We start from the raw sequence: 26,132 nt of genomic DNA on the forward strand, positions 1-26,132 counted from the left end.
AAACGACGAGCGCATTCTTCCGTGATTTCCTCCTTGATGCAATGGGAAACGTGAAAGAATAACGCAGGTTTTTTTCGATTAATCTGTGCTTTGTTCTGCCAGTCTGGCGATTCGTTTTGCCATGCCGCGAAAAATAAACAGATGCGCGGGGATCATCAGTAGCCAGTAAAACAACCCTGGCATACCGTGAGGATGCCAGAAGGCGCGTACATCAATAGTGCGATATTCGCCTTTATCTTCCAGCGTAAAACACAGTCGCCCAAGTCCTGGCGCTTTCATGCCAAATAACAGGGTAAGTTGTTTTTCCGGCTCGACGACAATCACTTTCCAGCTATCCACCGCATCGCCCGTTTGCAGATATTCCCGTGCGGGGCGACCTTTCGCCAGTTTGTGACCTATCGCGCGATCCATTAGCGCCCGGGTCTGCCACAAAATATTGCCAAAGAAATAACGTTCTTTACCGCCGATTTGATTCACCACCTGCCATAAAGCCTGAAGGCTGGCGGAAGTTTTAACGGTAAACCCCGCCTGTTTGGCGAAATAACCGTATTCTGGTCGCCAGCGGGCAAAAGCCTGAGCGTCGTATCCCCAGTCGCTGGAGTTAACCAGTTTTTCTTCTTCTTTCAGGGTGTGACGTACCGCGTCATCGAAGGCGATCAGCGGTTGTGGGATGAGCGCGCGTAACGCGGTGTCATCCGCCAGCAGATCGTGTTTCAGCCCCTGAATCAACGCTTTGGCAGTAGTAGAGGGAACGGAGGTAATCACATTGAGAAACCACACCGAAATCCAGCGGGTGGGGAAGGGGACTGGAATCAACCAGCGATGTTTACCGCTCACCGCCATAAAATGTTCAAACTGCTGCTGATAGCTGAGCACCTCTGGTCCGGCGGCTTCGAATACCCGATGTTCGCTGGCCGGATGCTCCAACAGCGCCACCAGATAGTGCAGCAGGTTTTCCAGCGCGATGGGCGTGGTGCGTGAACGTACCCAGCGTGGCGGCGTTAACACTGGCAGGTTGTAAACCATATCACGCATCACTTCGAACGCTGCTGACCCGGCTCCGACGATAATTCCGGCACGCAATTCGGTAACCGGTACATTCGCTTCACGCAGTATGTCCGCTGTAGCCTGACGAGCGCGCAGATGATCCGATTGCTCATGGGGCGGGGCTTGCAGTGAACTGAGAAAAATTAATTGCTTAACCGGCACTTCGCGCAGCGCATCGCGGACGTTGAGAGCCACCTGGCGCTCCTGCGCGATAAAATCGCCGCCTTCGCCCATGCTGTGCACCAGAAAATAGACGGTATCGATATCCTGCAATAGTGCCGGAAGATTATCCGGCCAGCTAAGATCGACTTTATGGCAACTGACATTAGCCAGTTGCAGCTTCGAAAGTCTGTCGACGTGACGTGCCGCCGCCAGAACCTGATGCCCCTGCTGGCTGAGTGTGCGCACCAGATGCTGACCAATGTAGCCACTGGCACCGAGAACTAAAATGCGTTGCGGCACGTCTCTCTCCTTAACGCGTCAGGAAAGCGCGCCAGTGGGCGGCAACTTCAGCCAGTTGTTCACGCGAGACGTCAAGATGCGTCACCAGGCGGACAATCGGCGAGGCGTTGATCAGTACGTTTCGCGCTTTCATGTATTCGCCTAACGCGGCAGCATTTTCTTCCCCGACGCGGACAAACAGCATATTGGTGTCCTGACGCATCACATCCGCGCCTGCCTCACGCAACTGCTCCGCCATCCAGGCGGCGTTGTCGTGGTCTTCCTGCAACCGTGCGACGTTATTTTTCAGCGCATACATCCCGGCGGCAGCCAGAATGCCGGACTGGCGCATCCCGCCGCCGGTCATTTTCCGCCAGCGGATGGCGCGTTTAATGTAATCACGATTGCCGACCAGTAACGAACCGACTGGCGTACCAAGACCCTTCGACAGACAAATGGTGAACGAGTCACAATATTGCGTGATCTCTTTCAGTTCGCAGCCGTAAGCCACTACGGCGTTAAAGATGCGCGCACCGTCAACGTGTAATGCCAGATTACGCTCGCGGCTAAATTCCCATGCTTCTTTCAGATATTCACGCGGCAGCACTTTGCCGTTGTGGGTGTTTTCCAGACTGAGTAATTTGGTGCGGGCGAAGTGAATATCGTCGGGTTTGATTTTCATCGCCACTTTATCCAGCGGCAGCGTGCCGTCGGCAGCCGCGTCGATGGGTTGCGGCTGAATACTGCCCAGCACCGCTGCGCCACCAGCTTCAAACAGATAGTTATGCGCGGCCTGACCGACAATATACTCTTCGCCGCGTTCGCAGTGACTGAGCAGAGCGACCAGGTTAGCCTGGGTGCCGGTCGGCAGAAAGATGGCGGCTTCTTTACCGGAAAGCTCTGCGGCGTAGTCCTGCAAAGCATTAACGGTAGGGTCGTCTCCGTAAACGTCGTCCCCAACCGGGGCGGCCATCATCGTTTCGAGCATGGCGCGGCTCGGTCGGGTTACGGTATCACTGCGTAAATCAATCATGGCATGTCCTTATTTATGACGGGAAATGCCACCCTTTTTACCTTAGCCAGTTTGTTTTCGCCAGTTCGATCACTTCATCACCGCGTCCGCTGATGATTGCCCGCAGCATATACAGGCTAAATCCTTTGGCCTGTTCAAGTTTGATTTGCGGCGGAATGGCTAACTCTTCTTTGGCAACCACCACATCCACCAGCACCGGGCCATCGATGGAGAAGGCGCGTTGCAGGGCTTCATCGACTTCAGACGCTTTTTCCACGCGAATACCCGTAATGCCGCACGCTTCGGCAATGCGGGCAAAGTTGGTGTCGTGCAGTTCGGTGCCGTCTGTCAGGTAGCCTCCGGCTTTCATCTCCATCGCCACAAAGCCCAGCACGCTGTTGTTAAAGACGATAATTTTCACCGGCAGTTTCATCTGCACTACTGAGAGGAAATCGCCCATTAACATGCTAAAACCGCCATCGCCGCACATGGCGACCACCTGACGTTCCGGCTCCGTCGCCTGAGCACCCAGCGCCTGTGGCATAGCATTAGCCATCGAACCGTGGTTAAACGAACCTAACAGGCGACGCTTGCCGTTCATTTTCAGATAACGCGCTGCCCATACTGTTGGCGTGCCGACGTCACAGGTAAAGATGGCGTCATCGGCAGCAAAATGGCTAATTTGCTGCGCCAGATATTGTGGATGAATGGCTTTCTCGCTCGGTTTAGCTAAATCGTCCAGCCCTTTGCGGGCATCGCGGTAATTTTCCAGCGCCTTATCGAGGAACTTGCGATCGGTTTTTTCTTCCACCAGCGGCAGCAATGCACGCAGAGTCGATTTGATATCGCCGACCAGTGCCATATCCACCTTGCTGTGCGCACCAATGCTCGCTGGGTTGATATCAATCTGAATAATTTTGGCATCGGTTGGGTAGAACGCGCGGTAGGGGAACTGCGTGCCGAGCAGCACTAACGTGTCGGCGTTCATCATGGTATGAAAACCCGATGAAAAGCCGATTAATCCCGTCATTCCAACATCATACGGGTTATCGTATTCGACATGTTCTTTACCGCGCAGGGCATGAATAATAGGCGCTTTAATTTTCCCGGCAAACTCGACTAACTCTTTATGCGCTCCCGCACAGCCGCTGCCGCACATCAGGGCGATATTGCTGGAGTAACGCAGCAGTTGCGCCAGTTTGCGTAACTCTTCTTCTTCCGGTGTGACTACCGGCTGTGGCGCATGATACCAGTGCGTGGTCGCCCCTTCTGGCGCAGGTTTTAACGCCACGTCGCCCGGTAACACTACAACCGAAACGCCACGGTTTAACACCGCTTTGCGCATGGCAATCGCCAGCACTTGTGGGATCTGCTCCGGGCTGGAAACCAGCTCGCAATAGTGACTACATTCGCGGAATAACTCTTGCGGGTGGGTCTCCTGAAAATAACCGCTGCCGATTTCGCTGGAAGGGATGTGAGCGGCAATCGCCAGTACCGGAACGTGATTGCGATGACAATCGAACAGGCCGTTGATTAAGTGAAGATTGCCAGGGCCGCACGATCCGGCACAGACCGCCAGTTCTCCCGAAAGCTGGGCTTCAGCGCCAGCGGCAAAGGCCGCGACTTCTTCATGGCGGGTAGGCATCCACTCGATAGTGCCCATGCGATTCAGGCTGTCGCTAAGGCCGTTAAGTGAGTCGCCCGTGACTCCCCAGATGCGTTTCACGCCTGCCGATTCGAGCGTTTTGGCGATATAAGCTGCAACCGTTTGTTTCATGGTTCTCCGTCTCCTGAATGTGATAACGGTAACAAGTTTAGTAGATGCTGCCTGTTGCGCTGGCTGAATACTGATATTTCTGTTGCTTTTAATCCGGGAATCGCCAAGGCTGATGCGAATGATCTTTTTAAGATAAAGGGAGTTAATTCAGATGGTTACACCAATGTTAAATGCAGTGAACCGGATGCTGACGCACGAGGATTTTGGCAAATTATTGTTACGCCTGGCGGTGGGAGGATTGATGCTTTTCCACGGGATACATAAGTTATTTGCCGGAATTGACGGTATTAGTGGAATGCTGGTTGCAAAAGGTTTTCCTGGATTTATTGCCTACGGCGTACTGATTGGGGAAGTGGTTGCGCCGATATTGATTATATTAGGTATTTTGACGCGACCTGCCGCATTGGTTATCGCCCTGACAATGGTCGTGGCGTGGTTGATGGTGGGAATGGGAAAAACAGGGATGCTGGATAAAACCGGCGCGTGGGCGATCGAAAGTCTGGTATATTTTTTTATTGCAGCTCTGGCCGTCGCTTTTCTTGGTGCCGGGCGTTATGCCGTGGCAGGTAATTCTGCCTGGCGATAATTCTTTAAAAAATGCCCGGCTAAGTTTGCCGGGCATTAAACTTTAGGCGAGAACCATATCCCCCTGCGGATGGCAGGAGCAGGCCAGTACGTAACCCTCGGCGATTTCGGCGTCGGTCAGCGTCATTGTGCTGCTCACCGTATATTCACCGGAAACCACTTTCGTCTTACAGCAGCCGCAAACACCCGCACGGCAGGCGGCGACAACCGGAACTTTGTTGCTTTCCAGCGCCTCCAGCAGCGTGGTGCCAACCGGTGCGTAAAATTCTTGCGCCGGTTGCAGTTTGGTGAATTTCAGACCGCTGGTCGCCGCTTCCGCCACTGGCGTAAAGAATTTCTCTTTAAAGAAGCGTGTCACGCCAAGCGCCTTCACTTCCTGTTCTACCCAATCCATATACGGAGCCGGGCCACAGGTCATCACGGTACGTGAAGCTAAGTCAGGAACGCGAGTCAGCAGTTCGCGAGTGAGACGACCAGCGATAAAGCCTTCGGTAACGTTATTTTCCGCCACCAGCGTCACCGGATAGTTGCGCCATTCGTCGGCAAAAATAACGTCCTGCGGCGTACGCACGTTGTAGATCACCTGCACATCTGCCTGCGGACGATTTTTCGCCAGCCAGCGACGCATCGACATAATCGGCGTGATGCCGCAGCCTGCCGCCAGTAACAGGAATTTATCTTCAGATTTATCGTCGCAGGTAAATTCCCCCATTGCGTCCGAAAGCCAGATATAGTCACCGCGTTTCACGTCGCGGGTCAGCCACTGGGAACCGACACCGTCATCAATCCGCCGCACTGTCAGGGTGATGTATTCACTCACGCCTGGCGTGGAGGAAATGGTGTATGCACGCAGCGTTTCCGCTGAGTTACGCACGCTGACCAGTGCATATTGCCCGGCGCGATATGGGTAGTAATCGTGGCAAATCAGGGAAATCGTCCACACATCCGGCGTTTCTTGCTTAATGTGATGAACCTGCATCCGCCACGGGCATTGATTCGTTGGCATCGTCATCGACAAACTCCTTACGCGCTCAACAGTTGCTTCATGTCTTCTTCAACAGTGGTGATAGAACGCAGGCCGAATTTCTCGTTCAGCACCGCCAGCAGATCTGGGGTCAGGAAGCCGGGTGCAGTCGGGCCGGTGACGATATTTTTCACGCCCAGAGAAAGCAGCGTCAGCAGAATGACAATCGCTTTCTGTTCAAACCAGGAGAGCACCAGCGACAACGGCAGATCGTTGACACCGCAGCCCAGTTTTTCTGCCAGCGTTACCGCCAGAATAATCGCTGAATAAGCATCGTTACACTGACCGGCATCCACCAGACGCGGCAGGCCTTCGATATCGCCAAACTCCAGTTTGTTAAAGCGATATTTACCACAGGCGAGAGTCAGGATCAGGCAGTCATCCGGCACGCTAGTGGCGAAATCAGTGAAGTAGTGACGTTCGCCGCGCGCGCCGTCACAGCCGCCAAGCAGGAAGATATGACGCAGTTTTTCGCGGCTCACCAGATCAATCAGCGTATCCGCCGCGCCAAGCAGCGTCTGGCGACCAAAACCAACGGTGATCAGGTGCGGAATTTCGCTGTACGGGAAGCCCGCCATTTGTTGCGCCTGGGCGATAACCGCAGAGAAATCTTCGCCATCCAGATGACGCACGCCCGGCCAGCCAACAATGCTGCGGGTCCAGATACGATCGTCATAAGCGCCGACGGTTGGGTCGATGATACAGTTAGAGGTCATCACGATGGGGCCAGGGAAGCGAGCGAACTCAACTTGTTGATTTTGCCAGCCGCTGCCGTAGTTACCGACCAGATGTTTGAATTTACGCAGTTCCGGATAGCCATGCGCTGGCAGCATTTCGCCGTGGGTGTAGACGTTAACGCCCGTGCCTTCGGTCTGTTCCAGCAGGTTGTAGAGATCTTTGAGATCGTGACCGGAAATCAGGATGCATTTACCCGCCGTCGCTTTCACGTTGACCTGAGTTGGCGTCGGGTGACCGTATTTACCGGTTTCGCCTGCATCCAGAATGCTCATCACTTTGAAGTTCATCTGGCCGATTTCCATTGAACATTCGAGAAGTGCGTTCATATCGGAAGGCCAGGTTCCCAGCCATGCCATGATTTTATGGTACTGGGCGTAAATATCGTTGTCATATTGACCGAGAACGTGTGCGTGTTCCATATAGGCCGCCGCACCTTTCAGGCCATACAGGCAAAGCAGACGCAGGCCGAGAATGTTTTCGCCAATCGCCGCTTTATCTTTGTTCGGGGTAAATTCTGCCGCCTGACGTTGCAGTTCGCCGAGATCGTCGCTCACCAGTTGTAAGTCCGCCATCGGGTTATCGACGTGGGCGTTGGCATCTACAGCCAGGCATTGTGCTTTCAGCGCCTCGCGCAGGGCAATCGCTTCACGGGCGTAGCCGACAATACGCGGAGAATCGAAGTTAACGTTGGTCAGGGTTGAGAAAAATGCGCGTGGCGCGAAGCTGTCAACGTCGTGGTTGATGATGCCGTATTCACGCGCTTTTACTGCCCAGGCAGAAAGCCCTTGCAGCGCCGCGATGAGTAAATCCTGAAGGTCAGAGGTTTCCGCCGTTTTACCACACATCCCCTGCGCGTATGAGCAGCCGTTTCCTGCCGGAGTACGGATAGTTTGTTCACATTGCACACAAAACATGATCACACCTTTTAAAGTTATATTTAATATACATGTTTAAGGTTAAGACTCTTCAAGACGGGATAAAAGGGGTTTTTCATGCAACTTTAAGGGAGATTGATTTAGCGCAATTTTGGCGGCAGGGATCTACCGCCAGAGAGGTATTACGCAGAGAAAAGGGCGATCAGAATTGGCACTAACAGACTAAGAATAAAACCGTGAACAATCGCCGCTGGAACCATCTCCAGCCCGCCTGTCCGCTGAAGCACGGGCAGGGTGAAATCCATTGATGTGGCACCGCACAAACCCAGTGCCGTTGAGCGACTGCGACGGATAAGGCCGGGGATTAACATAATGGCGATCAGCTCACGTGCCAGATCATTAAAAAACGCCGCGCTCCCGATTACCGGGCCAAAAGATTCAGTCAACAAAATACCGGAAAGAGAATACCAGCCGAAACCGGAGGCCATTGCCAGCGCGGTATTGATGGGGAGATCAAGAATAAAGGCATTAATTAAGCCACCAATTAAAGAACTGGCAACCACCACCACAGCGACAATCATTCCCCGGCGATTAAGGACAATCTGCTTTAAGGTCATGCCATTATTGCGTAGCTGAATACCGACGAGGAAAAGTAACAGAATTAATGTGTATTCGCTGGCTTCAGTAGCATGTTGTAAGAAACCTAATCCGCTAAGGCCAATGGCAAAACCAATTACGACTACGCCGCACAGTTTTAGCGACTCCAGCGCCATCGCAATACGTGACGGAAGTTTTTCTTGCTGGTGGTGATTACGCCACGGCAGACCGCGCTCCAGCCACAACAACGCAATAATATTGCAGAGTAAAATAATGGTAATGCTGACGGCGGAATAATGCAGTATCGCCAGCAAATTACTGGCGAGATTATCAAGGAACGCCAGACTGATACCCATAAAAAAGAGAATGAGATAGACCATCCAGCTTAATAGCTGATTAATGCGTTTTAACGCAGCTTTTTGGCGAAGCGGAATGAGGTAACCCACAATCAGGGGAACCAGAATGATTAACAGCCCAGAAAACATGAAAACTCAGTCCTTGCAAAGAAGAAGTCGAAATGCGCGATGACACACTACTGAAAGCAGAAGGATGAGTAAAGTTGCAATTAAAAGGAAACGTTATTCATCAGAAGGGGACTACGTTTAGGTTAATTCTATTTGAGAGTTTAACATTGTTGCGCTCCTTTCATGTGCAATGCCATATAAAGCCACTGGCGCAAGGAGCGCGCAGGGGGCGACCAGTCGCCACCGCCCCCTGCACCCCCGGGCTCTGGCGAACAAAATCGCCGCTGCGCGGTGCCTTCAGCTTATCCCCTTCGGCTACCGGGTCGGGCGCGAGGTAACGTATATGGACGCTCCCGGAATGCAATGCTTTCTTCAGTTATGTAATAAAACGGGTAGGTGCAGCCATATATCCGGTTTCTGATGGGATTTTTATCCCGAACCATGATGAAATCCGCCAGGCAGGTACCAATCATCCTCTACGGGCTAACTTGCCCTTGTTACCTCTCGGTGTATCCTGCCTGCGGTCTTACCTGTTTTGCCATCTTCTGAAGTCACCTGCACCTACCAGGACGTTAACTTTTTTTCAGCACCTCGTCAGATTGACTGACCTTGTGTCAGGCGAGCTGCCGAGGTTGATATTCAGTATGGTGTGACAACATTGACCACATGATCCTCGCTGTTTTTGCCGCCATGGCGACAACAGCTACATTGTAGTGCTTCCGCTCAAGGAGTCCCTGAAGCCAGGAATTCTCCTCAACCGCGCCGTTTCGGTTGACCCAGGCGGTAAGTGCGCGTGCGCCGTGAACCAGCAGGTATCGGAAATATCCATCTCCACGTTTGCTGATCCCTCCCAGTTGCTGTTTCCCGCCGCTGGAATGTTCCTTTGGTGTCAGCCCCAGCCATGAAGCGAACTGCTTTGCGGTACTGAATTGTCGGGCATTACCCACTGCTGCTACCACATAAGTGGCCGTTAGCATGCCAACCCCCGGGATTTTGGCCATTCTCTGGCAGGCTTCCTGCGTTCTATACCAGGAGGCCAGAGCTTCTTCTACCTGTTTAACTTGTTCTTCAAGTTCCCGGATATGTTTAGACTGTCTGTAGATGCTGGTTCTGACAAAGGGAGATAAACCATTTTCGCTATCCTCCAGAATGGCTGGCAGCTCACGGGTTAAATGGCTTTGTCCGGCCGCAATCGTAATACCAAACTCAGCAAGTGTGGCTCTTAAACTATTGGCACAGGCAATCCGCTCACGGATAAGTATTCCCCGTTCAGTGTGTAACGCTAAAACGGCCTGCTGCTCTTCGGTTTTTATCTGAACAAAACGCATATTCGGACGGGTTACCGCTTCGCAGATTGCTTCAGCATCTGCTGCATCCGTCTTGTTCGTTTTCACATAAGGCTTCACATACTGCGGAGGTATGAGTTTTACCTCATGACCATAGCGGGTGAATAATCGCGCAAAATAATGACTGGATGAGCAGGCTTCCATGCCAATCAGACAAGGTTCCAGTTGAATCACAAACTGAACAAACTTAGCCCGGGTGAGCTTTTTACGCAAAATAGTATGGCCTTCATGATCGACACCATGAAGCTGAAAAACGTTCTTTGCCAGGTCGATACCAAGAGTTGATACTTTCATGTGGACGCTCCTAATTTTTCAGGACGTATTGCAACGATCCAGTCTGGTACTTTGATACCGTAAAATCTGGAGCGTCCATCTCATTATCCCTGTAAAACGCGCCCTCAGCCCACATCCATGTGGGCTGCCCCGGCCTTCGGGGAACGCTTCAGCGATTTTGACGCCACCAACACCCGTGCGGTTTGTAACGTCGAAGATAAAACAATCAGGGCAGATAAAATGCCAATGCTAATTAATCACGTTTTTCCAGCAGAGTACGGTAAATCAGACCACCGATAATACCGCCGACAATTGGCACCACCCAGAAGAACCACAGTTGTTCTAGTGCCCAACCGCCCTGGAAGATGGCAACCGCAGTACTGCGCGCCGGGTTAACGGAAGTGTTAGTTACCGGAATACTGATTAAGTGAATCAGCGTTAATGCCAGACCAATGGCAATGGGTGCAAAACCCGCCGGAGCGTATTTGTCAGTTGCACCGTGGATCACCAGCAGGAAACCCGCACTCAGTACCAGTTCAACCACCAGTGCAGAAAGCATGGAATAACCGCCCGGTGAATGCTCGCCATAACCGTTAGAAGCAAAACCGCTGGCTGCCGCGTCAAATCCAGCTTTGCCGCTGGCAATTAAATACAGCAGTGCCGCCGCAACAATACCGCCGACAACCTGGGCAATCACATAGCCAACGACTTCTTTTGCCGGGAAACGACCGCCTGCCCATAAACCAATAGTGACAGCCGGGTTAAAATGACCACCAGAAATATGACCAACAGCGAAGGCCATGGTCAGTACGGTCAGACCAAAAGCCAGCGCGACACCAGCAAAACCAATGCCTAATTCCGGGAACGCCGCCGCCAGCACTGCGCTACCGCAGCCACCAAATACAAGCCAGAAAGTACCAAAACATTCAGCTGCTAATTTTCTGAACATATCCACCTCAATTAAAAATTGACCCTGTGAAAAATATGGTCGTTTTATAGGGTCGTCGTAAAAAAGTGACGACAGAAATAATGCGTGGGTATTTTAAAAACGAAGGCGACTCATTCGCCAGATAAATAAATCCAGTAATTTTGATTTAGGGCAATAGTCAGTTCCCTCATATAGTCATTTGCCTGATTGACATTGTAGTGCAAACAACTGAATTAAGCCTTTGGAGGTAATAAAAATAATTCATAATGTAATTATTTGATTTCATTGTTTTTTCAGGGAGAGCGTCAAGAGGTGGCATAACACAATTATTCGCTCATTTTTCAGACATTTGCCATGCTTAATTGTGATGACATCACGTATTGCCACGGCCTTTCTCGTTATACTGCCGGAGTAAAAGATAAATAACATATTTCTGGAGGGGATATGATTCTTGAGCGCGTTGAAATTGTGGGTTTTCGCGGCATTAACCGATTGTCATTGATGCTGGAACAAAACAATGTCCTGATTGGGGAGAACGCGTGGGGTAAATCCAGCTTGCTGGATGCCTTAACCCTGCTGTTATCGCCAGAGTCAGATCTCTACCATTTTGAGCGCGACGATTTCTGGTTTCCGACGGGAGATATCAATGGGCGGGAACATCATCTGCATATCATTTTGACCTTCCGTGAATCGCTGCCAGGCCGGCATCGGGTGCGCCGCTATCGTCCGCTGGAAGCGTGCTGGACGCCGTGCGCCGATGGTTATCACCGTATTTTTTATCGCCTGGAAGGGGAGAGTGCGGAAGACGGCAGCGTAATGACACTCCGCAGTTTTCTCGATAAAGACGGACATCCAATTGATGTCGAGGATATTAACGATCAGGCACGCCATCTGGTGCGTTTAATGCCAGTGCTGCGCTTGCGTGATGCCCGCTTTATGCGCCGTATTCGTAGTGGCACGGTGCCAAATGTCCCCAATGTGGAAGTCACCGCACGCCAGCTCGATTTTCTCGCCCGTGAGTTATCCTCGCATCCACAAAATCTCTCTGATGGGCAGATTCGGCAGGGACTTTCGGCAATGGTGCAATTGCTTGAGCATTATTTCTCCGAGCAGGGAGCCGGACAGGCGAGATATCGTTTAATGCGGCGGCGAGCCAGCAATGAACAACGAAGCTGGCGCTATCTGGATATCATCAACCGGATGATTGATCGGCCCGGAGGTCGTTCGTATCGGGTTATTTTGCTCGGCCTGTTTGCCACTTTATTGCAGGCAAAAGGGACATTGCGGCTGGATAAAGACGCCCGTCCATTATTGCTGATAGAAGATCCAGAAACCCGTTTACACCCCATTATGCTTTCAGTTGCCTGGCATCTGCTGAATCTTCTGCCATTGCAGCGTATTGCTACCACCAACTCTGGCGAACTGCTTTCGTTAACGCCGGTAGAACATGTTTGCCGCCTGGTGCGTGAATCTTCTCGCGTTGCCGCCTGGCGTCTGGGGCCGAGTGGCTTGAGTACCGAAGACAGCCGACGCATCTCCTTTCATATTCGTTTTAACCGTCCGTCATCGCTGTTTGCCCGTTGCTGGCTGCTGGTGGAAGGGGAAACAGAAACCTGGGTTATTAACGAACTGGCGCGTCAATGCGGGCATCATTTCGATGCCGAAGGGATTAAGGTCATTGAATTTGCCCAGTCCGGGCTAAAACCGCTGGTCAAATTTGCCCGGCGGATGGGGATTGAATGGCATGTGCTGGTCGATGGCGATGAAGCCGGGAAGAAATATGCCGCTACGGTGCGCAGCCTGCTGAATAACGATCGGGAAGCTGAACGAGAACATTTAACGGCGTTACCGGCGCTGGATATGGAACATTTTATGTATCGCCAGGGGTTTTCCGATGTGTTCCATCGTGTGGCGCAAATCCCGGAAAACGTGCCGATGAATCTGCGCAAAATTATCTCGAAGGCGATCCATCGCTCTTCCAAACCCGATCTCGCCATTGAAGTGGCAATGGAGGCCGGACGTCGTGGGGTGGAGTCCGTGCCGACGCTGCTGAAAAAAATGTTTTCACGCGTGCTGTGGCTGGCGCGCGGTCGGGCAGATTAACCGCGAAACATTGTTGTCATCTGTGGCTGAATGGCGTCGAGCATCTCATAGCGCCGACGGTATTCAGCTCGTTTTTTACTGGCGATTTCGGCAATCTCTTTTCGTGCTATCTGTGCCGGAAGGCGGTAATGGTGTTCAGCATCACATATGCCGCCAACCGATTCCCAGAAAGCGTTGTAATCAGCATGGATCTTGCCTTCTTTATCGCGATAACGCAGGCTGCGGTAAATATGCGTTTCATTACTGACGGCAATGATCTGCTCTACCTGTAAACGTTGGGCAAACAGGCAGGCCGCTTCCATCACGAGGCGTTTTGGAAATAGCCCGTGACAGGCTTTCGTCGCATTCTGGATTTCCTGATGCGGAATTTCCCATTTCGCACCTTGCAGTCCGCCAATAAACATCGTTCTTTTCCCCTGATATTCACACAGGGTAAAAGTGATCTCCGCCAGAGGAATACCCTCACTATTACGGAACAGGATTGTGCTGTCACCTTCTTTATCCATTGAGATCATCATGGTCAGCTCAAGCGTGAACTGCTCGCCGTTTTTGCCTTCCAGCTTCGCCAGTTGCAGGCCGGGGGTATTCAAATATAAGCTGAATTCTTCTGCCGACATACACGCACGCAGCAATGCATAATGGTAACGTAGCGCCTCGAGTAATTGCTTACGGTTAAGATTGGCGGCAAGGTAAGGGCGATGCAGACGAACAGGCAGTCGCGGCTGGCGTGTTAACAGCGTATTGAGATTAGGCCAGTGGGATAGTTCGTTCATCCACTCAACGCTTAAGCGCGGCATAATCAACGAGCGCAGCAAAAATTTCTGACGAAAGCTACGTCGGTGCCAGAATTTACCTGGTCGACACTGTCCGCGTGCCAGACTAAGAAAAAGAGACAGGCTGCTGAGAGATTCAGATGGCGTAAAGGACCGTTCAGTTAGCTGCGACATATTCATGAAATCAATGGTTATACATGACGCCGATTTCACTATTGCGTATCTTAACCAAACATCAATAGTGTGATTACTAACGTAAATTTTAGGGTTTTGTTGATATTTCGTTGAAGTTGATGACCCGGATTGGCATATGGAGTATTCAGAATATTTATGAAAAATCGGAGAACCGTGAAGAAACGTTACGTTATTGCGCTGGTGATAGTCATCGCCGGGCTGATTGCGTTATGGAGAATTCTCAACGCGCCCGTGCCGACTTATCAGACACTAATTGTGCGCCCCGGTGATTTGCAGCAAAGCGTACTGGCGACCGGAAAGCTGGACGCGCTGCGTAAGGTTGACGTGGGCGCGCAGGTCAGCGGTCAGTTGAAAACGCTGTCGGTGGCGATTGGCGATAAAGTTAAAAAAGATCAGCTTTTAGGGGTTATTGATCCTGAACAGGCAGAAAACCAGATCAAGGAAGTGGAAGCCACACTGATGGAGCTGCGCGCGCAGCGGCAGCAGGCGGAAGCGGAGCTGAAACTGGCGCGGGTGACGTATTCACGTCAACAACGTCTGGCGCAAACGCAGGCGGTTTCACAACAGGATCTCGACACCGCCGCGACGGAGATGGCTGTGAAACAGGCGCAAATCGGCACTATTGACGCGCAAATCAAGCGCAATCAGGCCTCTCTCGACACAGCTAAAACTAATCTCGATTACACCCGCATCGTGGCTCCAATGGCCGGGGAAGTCACGCAAATCACCACTCTGCAAGGTCAGACGGTGATTGCCGCACAACAAGCACCGAACATTCTGACGCTGGCAGATATGAGCACTATGCTGGTAAAAGCGCAGGTTTCTGAAGCGGATGTTATCCACCTGAAGCCGGGGCAAAAAGCCTGGTTTACGGTGCTTGGCGATCCGCTGACGCGCTACGAAGGGCAGATTAAAGACGTGCTACCGACGCCGGAAAAGGTTAACGATGCCATTTTCTACTATGCCCGCTTTGAAGTGCCAAACCCCAATGGTTTGCTGCGGCTGGATATGACGGCGCAGGTGCATATCCAGCTCACCGATGTGAAAAACGTGCTGACGATCCCTCTGTCAGCGTTAGGTGATCCGGTTGGCGATAATCGTTATAAGGTCAAATTGTTACGTAACGGTGAAACACGCGAGCGTGAAGTGACGATTGGCGCACGTAACGATACCGATGTTGAGATTGTCAAAGGGCTGGAAGCGGGCGATGAAGTGGTGATTGGTGAGGCCAAACCAGGAGCTGCGCAATGACGCCTTTGCTCGAATTGAAGGATATTCGCCGCAGCTATCCCGCTGGGGATGAGCAGGTCGAAGTGCTGAAGGGCATCAGCCTTGATATTTATGCCGGTGAGATGGTGGCGATTGTCGGCGCTTCGGGTTCCGGTAAATCGACCCTGATGAATATTCTCGGCTGCCTGGATAAGGCCACCAGCGGCACCTATCGCGTAGCCGGTCAGGATGTTGCCACACTGGACGCCGATGCGCTGGCGCAACTGCGCCGCGAGCATTTCGGCTTTATTTTCCAGCGTTACCATTTGCTTTCGCATTTAACCGCCGAGCAGAACGTTGAAGTTCCCGCCGTCTATGCCGGTCTTGAGCGAAAACAGCGACTGCTGCGTGCCCAGGAGTTGCTGCAACGACTGGGGCTGGAAGACCGTACAGAGTATTACCCGGCACAGCTTTCGGGTGGTCAGCAACAGCGCGTCAGTATCGCGCGGGCATTGATGAACGGCGGTCAGGTAATACTTGCCGATGAACCGACAGGCGCACTGGACAGCCATTCTGGCGAAGAGGTCATGGCGATCCTGCATCAGTTGCGCGATCGCGGGCACACGGTGATTATCGTCACCCACGATCCGCAGGTCGCGGCTCAGGCCGAGCGGGTGATCGAAATTCGCGACGGCGAAATCGTGCGCAATCCGCCCGCTATTGAAAAGGAGAATGTTGCTGGCGGGACGGAGCCTGTAGTCAAAACGGTGTCTGGCTGGCGGCAGTTTGTCAGCGGTTTTAACGAGGCGCTGACGATGGCGTGGCGGGCGCTGGCAGCGAATAAAATGCGTACCTTACTGACCATGCTGGGGATTATTATCGGTATTGCGTCGGTGGTTTCTATTGTCGTAGTGGGCGATGCCGCCAAACAAATGGTGCTGGCGGATATTCGTTCTATTGGTACGAATACTATTGATGTCTATCCCGGGAAAGATTTTGGCGATGACGATCCGCAATATCAACAGGCGCTAAAATACGACGATTTAATCGCTATTCAAAAACAACCGTGGGTCGCCTCTGCCACCCCCGCTGTCTCGCAAAACCTGCGCCTGCGTTATAACAATGTTGATGTTGCTGCCAGTGCCAACGGCGTGAGCGGCGATTATTTCAATGTCTATGGCATGACCTTCAGCGAAGGGAATACCTTTAATCAGGAGCAACTTAACGGTCGCGCGCAGGTCGTCGTTCTCGACAGTAATACCCGCCGTCAGCTTTTCCCGCATAAAGCGGATGTGGTTGGCGAGGTGATTCTGGTTGGTAATATGCCAGCGAGGGTCATCGGCGTGGCGGAAGAAAAACAGTCGATGTTTGGTAGTAGTAAAGTGCTGCGCGTGTGGTTGCCTTACAGCACGATGTCCGGGCGAGTTATGGGACAGTCGTGGCTTAACTCAATTACCGTAAGAGTGAAAGAAGGCTTTGACAGCGCCGAGGCGGAACAGCAACTGACGCGTTTGTTGTCGCTGCGTCACGGCAAAAAGGATTTCTTCACCTGGAACATGGACGGCGTCTTGAAAACCGTTGAAAAGACCACACGTACTCTACAACTGTTTCTGACGCTGGTAGCGGTGATTTCGCTGGTGGTCGGAGGCATTGGTGTAATGAACATTATGCTGGTGTCAGTGACCGAGCGAACGCGGGAAATTGGCATTCGCATGGCTGTAGGGGCGCGAGCCAGCGATGTACTGCAACAGTTTCTGATCGAAGCCGTGCTGGTTTGTCTGGTGGGCGGTGCGTTGGGGATCTCTCTTTCGCTGTTAATCGCTTTCACCTTGCAGCTTTTTTTACCCGGCTGGGAAATTGGCTTTTCTCCGTTGGCGCTGCTGCTGGCGTTTCTTTGCTCGACCATTACCGGGATTTTATTCGGCTGGTTGCCTGCGAGAAATGCGGCACGGCTGGATCCAGTGGATGCTCTGGCGCGAGAGTAGTATTTGAGATAAAAATGCCAGCCGATCGGGCTGGCATTTTGCCTGTAGGATGTACACAATGAGACAGAAGAGCTATGCGACTGCCGCTTCTACTTCGACGGGCACAATAACACTGGCATGATTGCCTTTTGGCCCCTGGTGGACATCAAACTGAACGGATTGCCCAGCTTTTAGCGTTCTGTAACCATCCATCTGGATGGTGGAATAATGAGCGAAAATATCTTCGCCGCCGCCTTCAGGGCAGATGAAACCAAACCCTTTGGCATTGTTGAACCACTTAACAGTACCCTTTTCCATGCTTCGACATCCTTCGCAAATCTTATACAAGTAAGATGGAATAAACCGGGGTCAGAGAGGGGGCAGTTCAAAACCTCGCCAACTCTAGAAATACAATTTAGAGAAATAGGGCGAGTCGTCAAGCGTTTGACAGGGGCCAGGGGGTAGGTATGCATCAAAAATTTGAAGCAGTTAACGCTATTGACAGTAATGTGACTGATGTCGCTGATGCCAACGATAGATGATACTTATCTATTATGTGGAGTAGATTGGTCAGGCAAATAAGCTCTTGTCAGCGGCAGAGCGTTCTGCCGATAACCGTAACCGAAGATGATAACTGACAATGGGTAAAACGAACGACTGGCTGGACTTTGATCAACTGGCGAAAGAAAAAGTGCGTGACGCGCTAAAACCGCCATCTATGTATAAAGTGATATTAGTCAATGATGATTACACTCCGATGGAGTTTGTTATTGACGTGTTACAAAAATTCTTTTCTTATGATGTAGAACGTGCAACGCAATTGATGCTCGCTGTTCACTACCAGGGGAAGGCCATTTGCGGAGTCTTTACCGCCGAGGTTGCAGAAACCAAAGTGGCGATGGTGAACAAGTACGCGAGGGAGAACGAGCATCCATTGCTGTGTACGCTGGAAAAAGCCTGAATGCAGGCATAAAAATTGGGGGAGGTGCCTATGCTCAATCAAGAACTGGAACTCAGTTTAAACATGGCTTTCGCCAGAGCGCGCGAGCACCGTCATGAGTTTATGACCGTCGAGCACTTGTTACTGGCATTGCTCAGTAATCCGTCTGCTCGGGAGGCGCTGGAAGCATGTTCCGTGGATCTGGTGGCGCTCCGTCAGGAACTGGAAGCCTTTATTGAACAAACCACACCCGTTCTGCCTGCCAGTGAAGAGGAGCGCGACACGCAGCCGACGCTGAGTTTTCAGCGGGTACTGCAACGTGCGGTCTTCCATGTTCAGTCCTCCGGTCGCAGTGAGGTTACCGGTGCGAATGTTCTGGTTGCTATCTTTAGCGAACAGGAGTCACAGGCGGCGTATCTGTTGCGCAAACATGAAGTCAGCCGTCTCGATGTGGTGAACTTTATTTCTCATGGCACGCGTAAAGACGAGCCATCTCAGTCTTCTGAACCCGGAAACCAGCCGAGCAGTGAAGAACAAGCTGGTGGGGAGGACCGTATGGAGAATTTCACGACTAACCTGAACCAGCTTGCACGCGTGGGAGGAATCGACCCGCTGATTGGTCGTGAGAAGGAACTGGAGCGCGCCATTCAGGTTCTCTGTCGCCGCCGTAAAAACAACCCGCTGCTGGTCGGGGAGTCTGGCGTCGGTAAAACCGCGATTGCGGAAGGTCTTGCCTGGCGTATTGTTCAGGGCGATGTACCGGAAGTGATGGCTGACTGTACGATTTACTCCCTCGATATCGGTTCACTGTTAGCGGGCACCAAATATCGCGGCGACTTTGAAAAACGTTTCAAAGCATTGCTTAAACAACTTGAGCAGGATACAAACAGCATCCTGTTTATTGATGAGATCCACACCATCATCGGCGCAGGTGCAGCCTCTGGCGGTCAGGTGGATGCAGCTAACCTGATCAAGCCGTTGCTCTCCAGCGGTAAAATTCGCGTGATTGGTTCGACGACGTATCAGGAGTTCAGCAACATTTTCGAGAAAGACCGTGCTCTGGCGCGTCGCTTCCAGAAAATTGATATTACTGAACCGTCGATCGAAGAAACTGTTCAAATCATCAACGGCCTGAAACCGAAGTATGAAGCGCACCACGACGTGCGTTATACCGCGAAAGCGGTGCGTGCGGCGGTAGAGCTGGCGGTGAAATACATAAACGATCGTCATCTGCCGGATAAAGCGATTGACGTTATCGACGAAGCGGGCGCTCGTGCACGCCTGATGCCGGTAAGCAAGCGCAAGAAAACGGTCAATGTGGCGGATATTGAATCCGTGGTGGCTCGTATTGCACGTATTCCAGAGAAGAGCGTTTCTCAGAGTGACCGCGATACGCTGAGAAACCTCGGCGATCGCCTGAAAATGCTGGTCTTCGGTCAGGATAAAGCCATTGAGGCGCTTACCGAAGCCATCAAGATGGCGCGTGCGGGTTTGGGTCATGAACATAAACCTGTCGGTTCATTCCTGTTTGCCGGTCCAACCGGGGTCGGGAAAACCGAGGTGACGGTACAGCTTTCGAAAGCTTTGGGCATTGAGCTTCTGCGTTTTGATATGTCCGAGTATATGGAACGTCATACGGTTAGCCGCCTGATTGGAGCGCCTCCGGGGTACGTTGGTTTTGATCAGGGTGGTCTGCTGACCGATGCGGTGATCAAACATCCACACGCGGTACTGCTGCTGGACGAAATCGAGAAAGCGCATCCGGACGTGTTCAACATTCTGTTGCAGGTGATGGACAACGGCACGCTGACCGATAACAACGGACGCAAGGCAGACTTCCGTAACGTGGTGCTGGTAATGACCACCAACGCCGGGGTACGTGAAACCGAGCGTAAATCCATTGGCCTTATCCACCAGGATAACAGCACCGACGCGATGGAAGAGATCAAGAAGATCTTTACGCCGGAATTCCGTAACCGTCTCGACAACATTATCTGGTTCGATCATCTGTCAACTGACGTGATCCATCAGGTGGTGGATAAATTTATTGTTGAGTTGCAGGTTCAACTGGATCAGAAAGGTGTTTCTCTGGAAGTGAGTCAGGAAGCGCGTAACTGGCTGGCTGAGAAAGGTTATGACCGGGCAATGGGTGCACGTCCGATGGCACGCGTCATTCAGGACAACCTGAAAAAACCGCTCGCTAACGAACTGCTGTTTGGCTCGTTGGTGGACGGCGGTCAGGTCACCGTTGCACTGGATAAAGAGAAAAATGAGCTGACCTACGGGTTCCAGAGTGCGCAAAAGCACAAGGCGGAAGCAGCGCATTAATCTGATGTTGTAAAGCCTTTTAAGTAGGTTGATAAAGTCCGTAATCCTGTATGGGGTTACGGACTTTTTTCTTTGTGAGGTGAGGGCGGTTGTAACCCTAATTTTTATGGTTACTGTAACTTATTGATAATTAATGCTGCTGGAAGGTAAGGATAAAAAAGGATAGCAGCAGGGAAATTAGATAGTTTTACTTTATTAACAACGGGCTAAACGTGTAGTATTTGAGTTCACTGCCGTACAGGCAGCTTAGAAAAGAAGATGTCTGCATTCATTACTGCGTATACCGTTCACTGCCGTACAGGCAGCTAAAATACAAAAAAAGCTCGTACTTTCGTACGAGCTCTTCTTTAAATATGGCGGTGAGGGGGGGATTCGAACCCCCGATACGTTGCCGTATACACACTTTCCAGGCGTGCTCCTTCAGCCACTCGGACACCTCACCAAATTGTTTTGTTGCCTGACCTCATGGGGGGCAACGGGGCGCTACTATAGGGAGTTGGAGTAAAACGGTCAAGAAGAATTTTAATGATAATTATTGTTTGCTCATACTGTAAACAAGTTGTGCAGTATATCTACATCGAGACAAGTTATGGATTTATACTTCCAAAGTATTTCATACATATCACAAAATAAAAAGGCCGGCTAAACCGACCTTTTACTCGTTCTTTCTCTTCGCCCATCAGGCGGTAAAACAATCAGCGACTACGGAAGACAATGCGGCCTTTGCTCAGGTCGTACGGGGTCAGTTCAACAGTCACTTTGTCGCCCGTCAGGATGCGGATGTAGTTTTTGCGCATTTTACCGGAGATGTGTGCAGTAACCACGTGACCGTTTTCTAACTCTACGCGGAACATGGTGTTAGGCAACGTTTCAAGAACGGTGCCTTGCATTTCAATATTGTCTTCTTTGGCCATCTAATCCTCTGGGGTATCACTACCGTAATTTGAACCGGCAAGATAATGCCGAAGTTCTGTAAATAAGTAAAGATTTGCGCGCTAAATCGCAACAAACAGGTTTGGCACATAACTCCGAAAACACACGGCTAAGCCGCACCAAAAGCGCAACGTATAAGGGAGCGGTGAGATAAACGATGGGCGTTACCTGACGCGAAAAATTCCTTATCGGCAGCGGAGTAATGAGCGTAACCAACTCTGCGACCGCAATTATAACACTCTGGAGAGAAATGTGCCGAAAACATTCATTTCTGAGGCGAAAACAATTGCCGTGGCACCCAGAAGTTATTCGGCAATCGTTCCGGGCGCATTTGATTAAGATAATTGAGGTAATCCCTGCGGGGAATTTCGCAGGCGCCAAGCGAAGCTGTGTGATCATTAAGCACCTGACAATCGATTAATTTGCCACCGTGATAGATAAATTCTTCGCAGAATACCAGGAGCGCCGTTTTGGACGCATTTTCCATGCGGCTGAACATCGACTCACCACAAAATAACGTTCCCTGCGCCACGCCATATATGCCGCCGACAAGCTCGTCTTCACGCCAGACTTCAATAGAGTGGGCATGACCCAGCTCGTGCAGGCGGTAGTAAGCTTCAACCACGTCGCGCGTGATCCAGGTTCCTTCTTCGCGATCGCTGGCACAACCTTCAATAACCTGACCAAATGCGTAATTCATCGTGACACGATAGGGCGAGCGTCTATGAAAACGTTTCATACTGCGACTAATATGCAGTGATTCTGGCCATAATACCGCGCGAGGGTCGGGCGACCACCACAGAATAGGGTCGCCAGGAGAAAACCACGGAAAAATACCGCGTTGATAAGCCATCAACAGACGCGCAGGGCTTAGATCGCCCCCCAGCGCCAGCAAGCCGTTAGGCTCACGTAATGCGCCTTCCGGGGAAGGGAAGGCTATTGAATGGCGAGAAAGCTGAACCAGGCGCATGACCGCAAAACTCCACTACGCAAGTCGGATCGTTCAATAATAGCTTACAAACCCTGCTTAAACTGGTAATAACGCCCCTGTCTGGCAAGCAGTTCTGCATGAGTACCTTGCTCAATAATTTGTCCGTTGTCCATCACAATTATTTGTTGGAAACGAGAGAGTCCGCGAAGTCGATGTGTAACCATTAATACCGTTTTCTCGTGCATCATTTCTGCAAGTAATTCAAGGATCTGACTTTCAGTTGTGGCATCCAGGCCTTCGGTTGGTTCGTCCAGCAATACCAGCGGCGCATCGTGTAATAGCGCACGGGCGATAGCCAGACGGCGCAGTTCGCCACCGGAGAGTTGGCGTCCACCTTCACCCAGCCAACTGTTGAGTCCTGCGTCTTCAAGCAGCTTCTCCAGACCGACGCGGCGCAAGATCTCCGCCAGAGCCTCATCACAGCTGCCTGGTGCTGCAAGTAACAGATTATCTCGCAGCGTTGCGCTAAACAGATGTACACGCTGTGGCACAACGCTGATGGCCTTACGCAGAGCCGTTTCATTCAGGCTGGCTATAGGGCTACCGTTAAGCAAAATCTCGCCCTGTTGCGGATCCCATGCGCGGGTCAGCAGTTGTAATAGTGTCGACTTGCCGCATCCCGTTCGACCGAGAATCGCAATATGTTCTCCGGCGTTTGCCTGAAGGGAAATCTCTTTAAGAGCTTGCTGTGATTGCTCAGGATAAGTGAACTGAACATCACGTAACGTCAGGGAAACCTGATCGGCAACATGGGTTTGGGTATCAGGGAAGGTGACTTCTGGTTTTTGATCCGTTAAGTCAGTGATCCGTACTGCAGAGGCAATGACTTGCCCCAGATGCTGAAATGCACCTGTCACCGGCGCCAGAGCCTCAAACGCAGCTAACGCACAGAAGACAAACAAGGCAATTAACGCGCCGGGTTGAGCATTGCCGCCAACGCCGCCAGACGCCATCCACAGCATCAGGATCACCGCTAACGCACCAATTAGCAGCATTATCGCTTGCGATAAAGCGGTCAGTTCAGATTGACGGCGTTGCGCTTCCAGCCACTGAATTTCAGTATTCTCTAACTGCGTGCGATAACGATCGCTGGCACCAAAAATGGTCAGTTCAGCTTGCCCTTGCAGCCAGGCGGTCAGTTGCTGGCGATACTGCCCGCGAAGATGAGTCAGATTATGCCCTGTGCTTTTACCAGCACGATAAAATAGCGGAGGCATCAGGAACAACGTCAGCAACATAATGCCGCCCAGCGTGAAGGCGAGGGTGAAATCAAGGAAACTTAACCCGATTGTCACCACCATAATCACCACAAAAGCGCCCACCAGCGGTGAGATAACGCGCAAATAAAGATGATCGAGCGTATCAACATCCGCCACGACGCGGTTGAGCAATTCGCCCTGACGATAGCGCGCAAGCCCGGCAGGGGAGAGCGGCAAAAGTTTACTGAATGTGTAAATGCGCAGATGCTGCAATACGCGGAAAGTCGCGTCATGACTCACCAGACGTTCAAAATAACGCCCTGCGGTACGGGTGATTGCTGCGCCACGCACCCCTGCGGCGGGGAGCATATAGTTGAAGCTGTACAGTCCTGCAACGCCCGCAACCGCAGAGGCGGAGAGGAACCAGCCGGAAAGTGTCAACAGACCGATACTGGCGAGCAGAGTAATAATCGCCAGCACAATACCAAGGCTTAACATCCATTTATGACGTTTATACAGAGCCAGATAGGGTAGCAAAGCGCGCATTTAAATCTCCTCCTGACGATGGGCCAGCAATGTAGCGAAAGGACCGTTAGCCACGCTTAATTCCGCGTAACGTCCTTGCTCGACAATCTGACCATCCTGCATTACCCAAATGACATCCCAGTCAGCAAGATCTTCTAACTGGTGGGTGACCATTAACGTAGTCTGGCGTAGCGAGGCGGCATTCAGCGCCTCCATTACGCGCTGTTCGCTGTGTGCATCCAGGCTGGCAGCGGGTTCATCCAACAGTAATAGCGAACAGGGATGCAGTAATGCACGCGCCACCGCCACGCGCTGCGCCTGACCTACGGAAAGGCGGGCAGCCTGGTCGCCAACAGGCGTATCAACTCCTTGTGGCAGGAGCGGTAGAAACTCACTGACCCATGCGTTATCCAGTGCTGTTTGTAACTCTTGTTCGCTGGCATCAGGTCGCGCCAGTAGCACATTGTCCCGTAGTGTTGCTGCTGGTAGTTGTGGATTCTGCCCAACCCAGGAGAGATGTTTGCGCCATGATTCCGGTGATAAATCGCGCAATTCGATACCGTTGACCCGTAGCGATCCCTGATATGAGAGGAAACCGGAAAGTGCATTCAACAGTGAGCTTTTACCTGAACCGCTACGGCCAACCAATACAGCTCGTTGGCCTGCTGGCAAAGTAAAGTTCAGCGGTCCGGCCAGCGTTTTACCTTCCGGCGATGTGATAAACAGATCCTCGGCCTCAATGGTCACCGGATCGGTTGATGCTAATTCCGTCTCACCGCGCTGCGGATGGGCGAGCGGGGTTTCCATAAACGTTTTCAGACTGTCAGCCGCGCCAACAGCCTGGGCTTTAGCATGATAAAACGTACCAAGATCGCGCAATGGCTGGAAAAACTCCGGCGCAAGGATCAGCGCCAGAAAACCCGCAGCCAGCGTCACGCCAGTATCATAGTGACCAAAATCCAGCTCGCCGAGATAGGAAAAACCAAAGTACACCGCCACCAGAGCAATTGACAGCGAGGTAAAGAATTCCAGAATGCCGGAGGATAAAAATGCCAGTCGCAACACTTCCATTGTCCGTTGACGGAAATCTTCAGAAGCAGAACGAATGCTTTCAATTTCAGCTTCACCACGACCAAAAATACGCAGCGTTTCCATGCCGCGCAGGCGATCGAGGAAATGCCCACTTAAGCGAGCAAGTGCGAGAAAGTTACGTCGGTTAGCATCGGCGGCGCCCATTCCAACTAACGCCATAAACAACGGGATTAACGGCGCAGTGCCCAGCAGAATAAGCGCCGCAGCCCAGTTAGAAGGGAATATTGCTACCACAATCAGCAGCGGCACTGACACCGCCAGCGCCATTTGTGGCAGGTAGCGAGCATAGTAATCATGCATATCGTCAATTTGCTCGAGTACCAGCGTCGCCCAACTCCCCGCAGGTTTGCCCTGAATCCACGCCGGTCCTGCTTGCTGCAAACGGTCGAGAACCTGGCGGCGGATGGCAAAACGGATATGCTGCCCGGCGTGATACCCCACCCGTTCGCGCAACCAGACCACCCATGCGCGCAATACAAAGGTCAGAACCAGTAACGTAAAGGGCAGCAGCAGGGCTTCACGGGGGATGTTCTCCATAATCATGTGCTGCAGAATACGCGCCATGAACCAGGCTTGGGCAATTATCAATATGCCACTCACAAAGCCCAACAGACGAGAAATATTCAGCCAACGTTGGGAGATGACGCTTTGCTGTTTTAACCAGCGGGTTAACTCTTTTTGACGGGATTTATTCATTGCACGCTTAGCAGGTGAGTTATCAGAATTTTTTGCAGGGCAATGTTACAACGGAGGAATAATAAAGGCGACCCATA

21 protein-coding genes and 1 tRNA gene are annotated in these 26,132 nt (G+C 51.7%); 7 read left to right on the forward strand and 15 right to left on the reverse strand.

Going from position 1 to position 26,132, the window contains the following annotated elements:
* Nucleotides 1-78: 78 nt before the first annotated feature.
* The 3 genes from WC5_RS07960 to poxB are packed head-to-tail and all read right to left on the reverse strand — an operon-like array spanning nucleotide 79 to nucleotide 4,277.
* A complete protein-coding gene (locus WC5_RS07960; RefSeq protein WP_001136575.1) occupies nucleotides 79-1,509 on the reverse strand; it encodes an SDR family oxidoreductase in 1,431 nt (476 codons plus the stop codon).
* A 10-nt stretch (nucleotides 1,510-1,519) separates the two neighbouring features.
* Nucleotides 1,520-2,521 (reverse strand): low-specificity L-threonine aldolase, encoded by a 1,002-nt coding sequence (ltaE, locus tag WC5_RS07955; RefSeq protein WP_000566423.1) that lies wholly within the window; start codon nucleotides 2,519-2,521, stop codon nucleotides 1,520-1,522.
* 37 nt (nucleotides 2,522-2,558) lie between these two features.
* Entirely contained in the window at nucleotides 2,559-4,277 is a 1,719-nt protein-coding gene (gene poxB, locus WC5_RS07950; protein WP_000815333.1) for a ubiquinone-dependent pyruvate dehydrogenase, read from the reverse strand.
* Nucleotides 4,278-4,428: 151 nt separating this feature from the next.
* On the opposite strand from poxB, the gene WC5_RS07945 reads away from it, so the two are divergent.
* Nucleotides 4,429-4,863, forward strand: coding sequence for a DoxX family protein (locus WC5_RS07945; protein ID WP_000258530.1), 435 nt, complete (start codon nucleotides 4,429-4,431; stop codon nucleotides 4,861-4,863).
* A 42-nt stretch (nucleotides 4,864-4,905) separates the two neighbouring features.
* Here the strand turns inward: WC5_RS07945 and hcr are convergent, their stop codons facing one another.
* The 5 genes from hcr to aqpZ form a co-directional block, all read right to left on the reverse strand.
* The gene (gene hcr / locus WC5_RS07940) at nucleotides 4,906-5,874 is read right to left on the reverse strand and encodes an NADH oxidoreductase (RefSeq protein WP_000178639.1); all 969 of its coding nucleotides are present in this window, start codon (nucleotides 5,872-5,874) and stop codon (nucleotides 4,906-4,908) included.
* Between the two features lie 11 nt (nucleotides 5,875-5,885).
* Entirely contained in the window at nucleotides 5,886-7,538 is a 1,653-nt protein-coding gene (gene hcp / locus WC5_RS07935) for a hydroxylamine reductase (RefSeq protein ID WP_000458802.1), read from the reverse strand.
* Between the two features lie 143 nt (nucleotides 7,539-7,681).
* On the reverse strand, nucleotides 7,682-8,581 hold the full coding sequence (gene lysO / locus WC5_RS07930; RefSeq protein ID WP_000491125.1) for an L-lysine exporter LysO: 900 nt from the start codon (nucleotides 8,579-8,581) through the stop codon (nucleotides 7,682-7,684).
* A gap of 593 nt (nucleotides 8,582-9,174) precedes the next feature.
* Complete coding sequence (locus WC5_RS07925) at nucleotides 9,175-10,200, reverse strand: IS110 family RNA-guided transposase (RefSeq protein WP_016231645.1); 1,026 nt, start codon at nucleotides 10,198-10,200, stop codon at nucleotides 9,175-9,177.
* A 232-nt stretch (nucleotides 10,201-10,432) separates the two neighbouring features.
* Nucleotides 10,433-11,128 (reverse strand): aquaporin Z, encoded by a 696-nt coding sequence (aqpZ, locus tag WC5_RS07920; RefSeq protein ID WP_010347562.1) that lies wholly within the window; start codon nucleotides 11,126-11,128, stop codon nucleotides 10,433-10,435.
* Nucleotides 11,129-11,551: 423 nt separating this feature from the next.
* On the opposite strand from aqpZ, the gene WC5_RS07915 reads away from it, so the two are divergent.
* A complete protein-coding gene (locus WC5_RS07915; protein WP_000599824.1) occupies nucleotides 11,552-13,210 on the forward strand; it encodes an ATP-dependent endonuclease in 1,659 nt (552 codons plus the stop codon).
* On the opposite strand, the gene WC5_RS07910 is transcribed toward WC5_RS07915, so the two are convergent.
* The gene (locus WC5_RS07910) at nucleotides 13,207-14,163 is read right to left on the reverse strand and encodes a VirK/YbjX family protein (RefSeq protein WP_016231646.1); all 957 of its coding nucleotides are present in this window, start codon (nucleotides 14,161-14,163) and stop codon (nucleotides 13,207-13,209) included. The genes WC5_RS07915 and WC5_RS07910 overlap by 4 nt on opposite strands.
* A gap of 150 nt (nucleotides 14,164-14,313) precedes the next feature.
* Here WC5_RS07910 and macA point away from each other — a divergent pair, with 150 nt between their 5' ends.
* Both macA and macB read left to right on the forward strand, forming a co-directional pair.
* Entirely contained in the window at nucleotides 14,314-15,429 is a 1,116-nt protein-coding gene (gene macA / locus WC5_RS07905; protein ID WP_000797455.1) for a macrolide transporter subunit MacA, read from the forward strand.
* Nucleotides 15,426-17,372 (forward strand): macrolide ABC transporter ATP-binding protein/permease MacB, encoded by a 1,947-nt coding sequence (macB, locus tag WC5_RS07900; protein WP_000188132.1) that lies wholly within the window; start codon nucleotides 15,426-15,428, stop codon nucleotides 17,370-17,372. Before macA ends, macB begins: the two co-directional genes overlap by 4 nt.
* A 72-nt stretch (nucleotides 17,373-17,444) precedes the next feature.
* Here macB and cspD read toward each other — a convergent pair whose 3' ends face one another.
* Complete coding sequence (cspD, locus tag WC5_RS07895) at nucleotides 17,445-17,669, reverse strand: cold shock-like protein CspD (RefSeq protein ID WP_000410785.1); 225 nt, start codon at nucleotides 17,667-17,669, stop codon at nucleotides 17,445-17,447.
* 149 nt (nucleotides 17,670-17,818) lie between these two features.
* On the opposite strand from cspD, the gene WC5_RS25665 reads away from it, so the two are divergent.
* The 3 genes from WC5_RS25665 (at nucleotide 17,819) to clpA (ending at nucleotide 20,619) form a co-directional block, all read left to right on the forward strand.
* On the forward strand, nucleotides 17,819-17,893 hold the full coding sequence (locus WC5_RS25665) for a hypothetical protein (RefSeq protein WP_212741843.1): 75 nt from the start codon (nucleotides 17,819-17,821) through the stop codon (nucleotides 17,891-17,893).
* Nucleotides 17,894-17,991: 98 nt separating this feature from the next.
* A complete protein-coding gene (clpS, locus tag WC5_RS07890; protein ID WP_000520784.1) occupies nucleotides 17,992-18,312 on the forward strand; it encodes an ATP-dependent Clp protease adapter ClpS in 321 nt (106 codons plus the stop codon).
* A gap of 30 nt (nucleotides 18,313-18,342) precedes the next feature.
* Nucleotides 18,343-20,619, forward strand: coding sequence for an ATP-dependent Clp protease ATP-binding subunit ClpA (gene clpA, locus WC5_RS07885; protein WP_000934072.1), 2,277 nt, complete (start codon nucleotides 18,343-18,345; stop codon nucleotides 20,617-20,619).
* A gap of 354 nt (nucleotides 20,620-20,973) precedes the next feature.
* Here the strand turns inward: clpA and WC5_RS07880 are convergent.
* The 5 genes from WC5_RS07880 to cydD all read right to left on the reverse strand — a co-directional run bounded on the left by WC5_RS07880 (nucleotide 20,974) and on the right by cydD (nucleotide 26,055).
* Nucleotides 20,974-21,061, reverse strand: a tRNA-Ser gene (locus WC5_RS07880).
* Between the two features lie 253 nt (nucleotides 21,062-21,314).
* Complete coding sequence (infA, locus tag WC5_RS07875; protein ID WP_001040187.1) at nucleotides 21,315-21,533, reverse strand: translation initiation factor IF-1; 219 nt, start codon at nucleotides 21,531-21,533, stop codon at nucleotides 21,315-21,317.
* Nucleotides 21,534-21,817: 284 nt separating this feature from the next.
* The gene (gene aat / locus WC5_RS07870) at nucleotides 21,818-22,522 is read right to left on the reverse strand and encodes a leucyl/phenylalanyl-tRNA--protein transferase (RefSeq protein ID WP_016158981.1); all 705 of its coding nucleotides are present in this window, start codon (nucleotides 22,520-22,522) and stop codon (nucleotides 21,818-21,820) included.
* A gap of 44 nt (nucleotides 22,523-22,566) precedes the next feature.
* On the reverse strand, nucleotides 22,567-24,288 hold the full coding sequence (cydC, locus tag WC5_RS07865; RefSeq protein WP_016231647.1) for a heme ABC transporter ATP-binding protein/permease CydC: 1,722 nt from the start codon (nucleotides 24,286-24,288) through the stop codon (nucleotides 22,567-22,569).
* On the reverse strand, nucleotides 24,289-26,055 hold the full coding sequence (gene cydD, locus WC5_RS07860; protein WP_016231648.1) for a heme ABC transporter permease/ATP-binding protein CydD: 1,767 nt from the start codon (nucleotides 26,053-26,055) through the stop codon (nucleotides 24,289-24,291). It lies immediately after the preceding gene.
* Nucleotides 26,056-26,132: the final 77 nt, after the last annotated feature.

The sequence above is a fragment of the Escherichia sp. KTE114 genome (assembly GCF_000407765.1).
GTDB classification, from domain to species: Bacteria; Pseudomonadota; Gammaproteobacteria; order Enterobacterales; family Enterobacteriaceae; genus Escherichia; species Escherichia ruysiae.

Coding starts and splice junctions, on each gene's coding strand:
- hcr (WP_000178639.1), bottom strand. CDS start 5,874: ATGACGATGCCAACGAATCAATGCCCGTGGCGGATGCAGGTTCATCAC.
- WC5_RS07925 (WP_016231645.1), bottom strand. CDS start 10,200: ATGAAAGTATCAACTCTTGGTATCGACCTGGCAAAGAACGTTTTTCAG.
- aat (WP_016158981.1), bottom strand. CDS start 22,522: ATGCGCCTGGTTCAGCTTTCTCGCCATTCAATAGCCTTCCCTTCCCCG.
- WC5_RS07910 (WP_016231646.1), bottom strand. CDS start 14,163: ATGAATATGTCGCAGCTAACTGAACGGTCCTTTACGCCATCTGAATCT.
- cydD (WP_016231648.1), bottom strand. CDS start 26,055: ATGAATAAATCCCGTCAAAAAGAGTTAACCCGCTGGTTAAAACAGCAA.
- lysO (WP_000491125.1), bottom strand. CDS start 8,581: ATGTTTTCTGGGCTGTTAATCATTCTGGTTCCCCTGATTGTGGGTTAC.
- clpA (WP_000934072.1), top strand. CDS start 18,343: ATGCTCAATCAAGAACTGGAACTCAGTTTAAACATGGCTTTCGCCAGA.
- infA (WP_001040187.1), bottom strand. CDS start 21,533: ATGGCCAAAGAAGACAATATTGAAATGCAAGGCACCGTTCTTGAAACG.
- cydC (WP_016231647.1), bottom strand. CDS start 24,288: ATGCGCGCTTTGCTACCCTATCTGGCTCTGTATAAACGTCATAAATGG.
- cspD (WP_000410785.1), bottom strand. CDS start 17,669: ATGGAAAAGGGTACTGTTAAGTGGTTCAACAATGCCAAAGGGTTTGGT.
- hcp (WP_000458802.1), bottom strand. CDS start 7,538: ATGTTTTGTGTGCAATGTGAACAAACTATCCGTACTCCGGCAGGAAAC.
- macA (WP_000797455.1), top strand. CDS start 14,314: ATGAAAAATCGGAGAACCGTGAAGAAACGTTACGTTATTGCGCTGGTG.
- clpS (WP_000520784.1), top strand. CDS start 17,992: ATGGGTAAAACGAACGACTGGCTGGACTTTGATCAACTGGCGAAAGAA.
- poxB (WP_000815333.1), bottom strand. CDS start 4,277: ATGAAACAAACGGTTGCAGCTTATATCGCCAAAACGCTCGAATCGGCA.
- WC5_RS07915 (WP_000599824.1), top strand. CDS start 11,552: ATGATTCTTGAGCGCGTTGAAATTGTGGGTTTTCGCGGCATTAACCGA.
- ltaE (WP_000566423.1), bottom strand. CDS start 2,521: ATGATTGATTTACGCAGTGATACCGTAACCCGACCGAGCCGCGCCATG.
- macB (WP_000188132.1), top strand. CDS start 15,426: ATGACGCCTTTGCTCGAATTGAAGGATATTCGCCGCAGCTATCCCGCT.
- aqpZ (WP_010347562.1), bottom strand. CDS start 11,128: ATGTTCAGAAAATTAGCAGCTGAATGTTTTGGTACTTTCTGGCTTGTA.
- WC5_RS07945 (WP_000258530.1), top strand. CDS start 4,429: ATGGTTACACCAATGTTAAATGCAGTGAACCGGATGCTGACGCACGAG.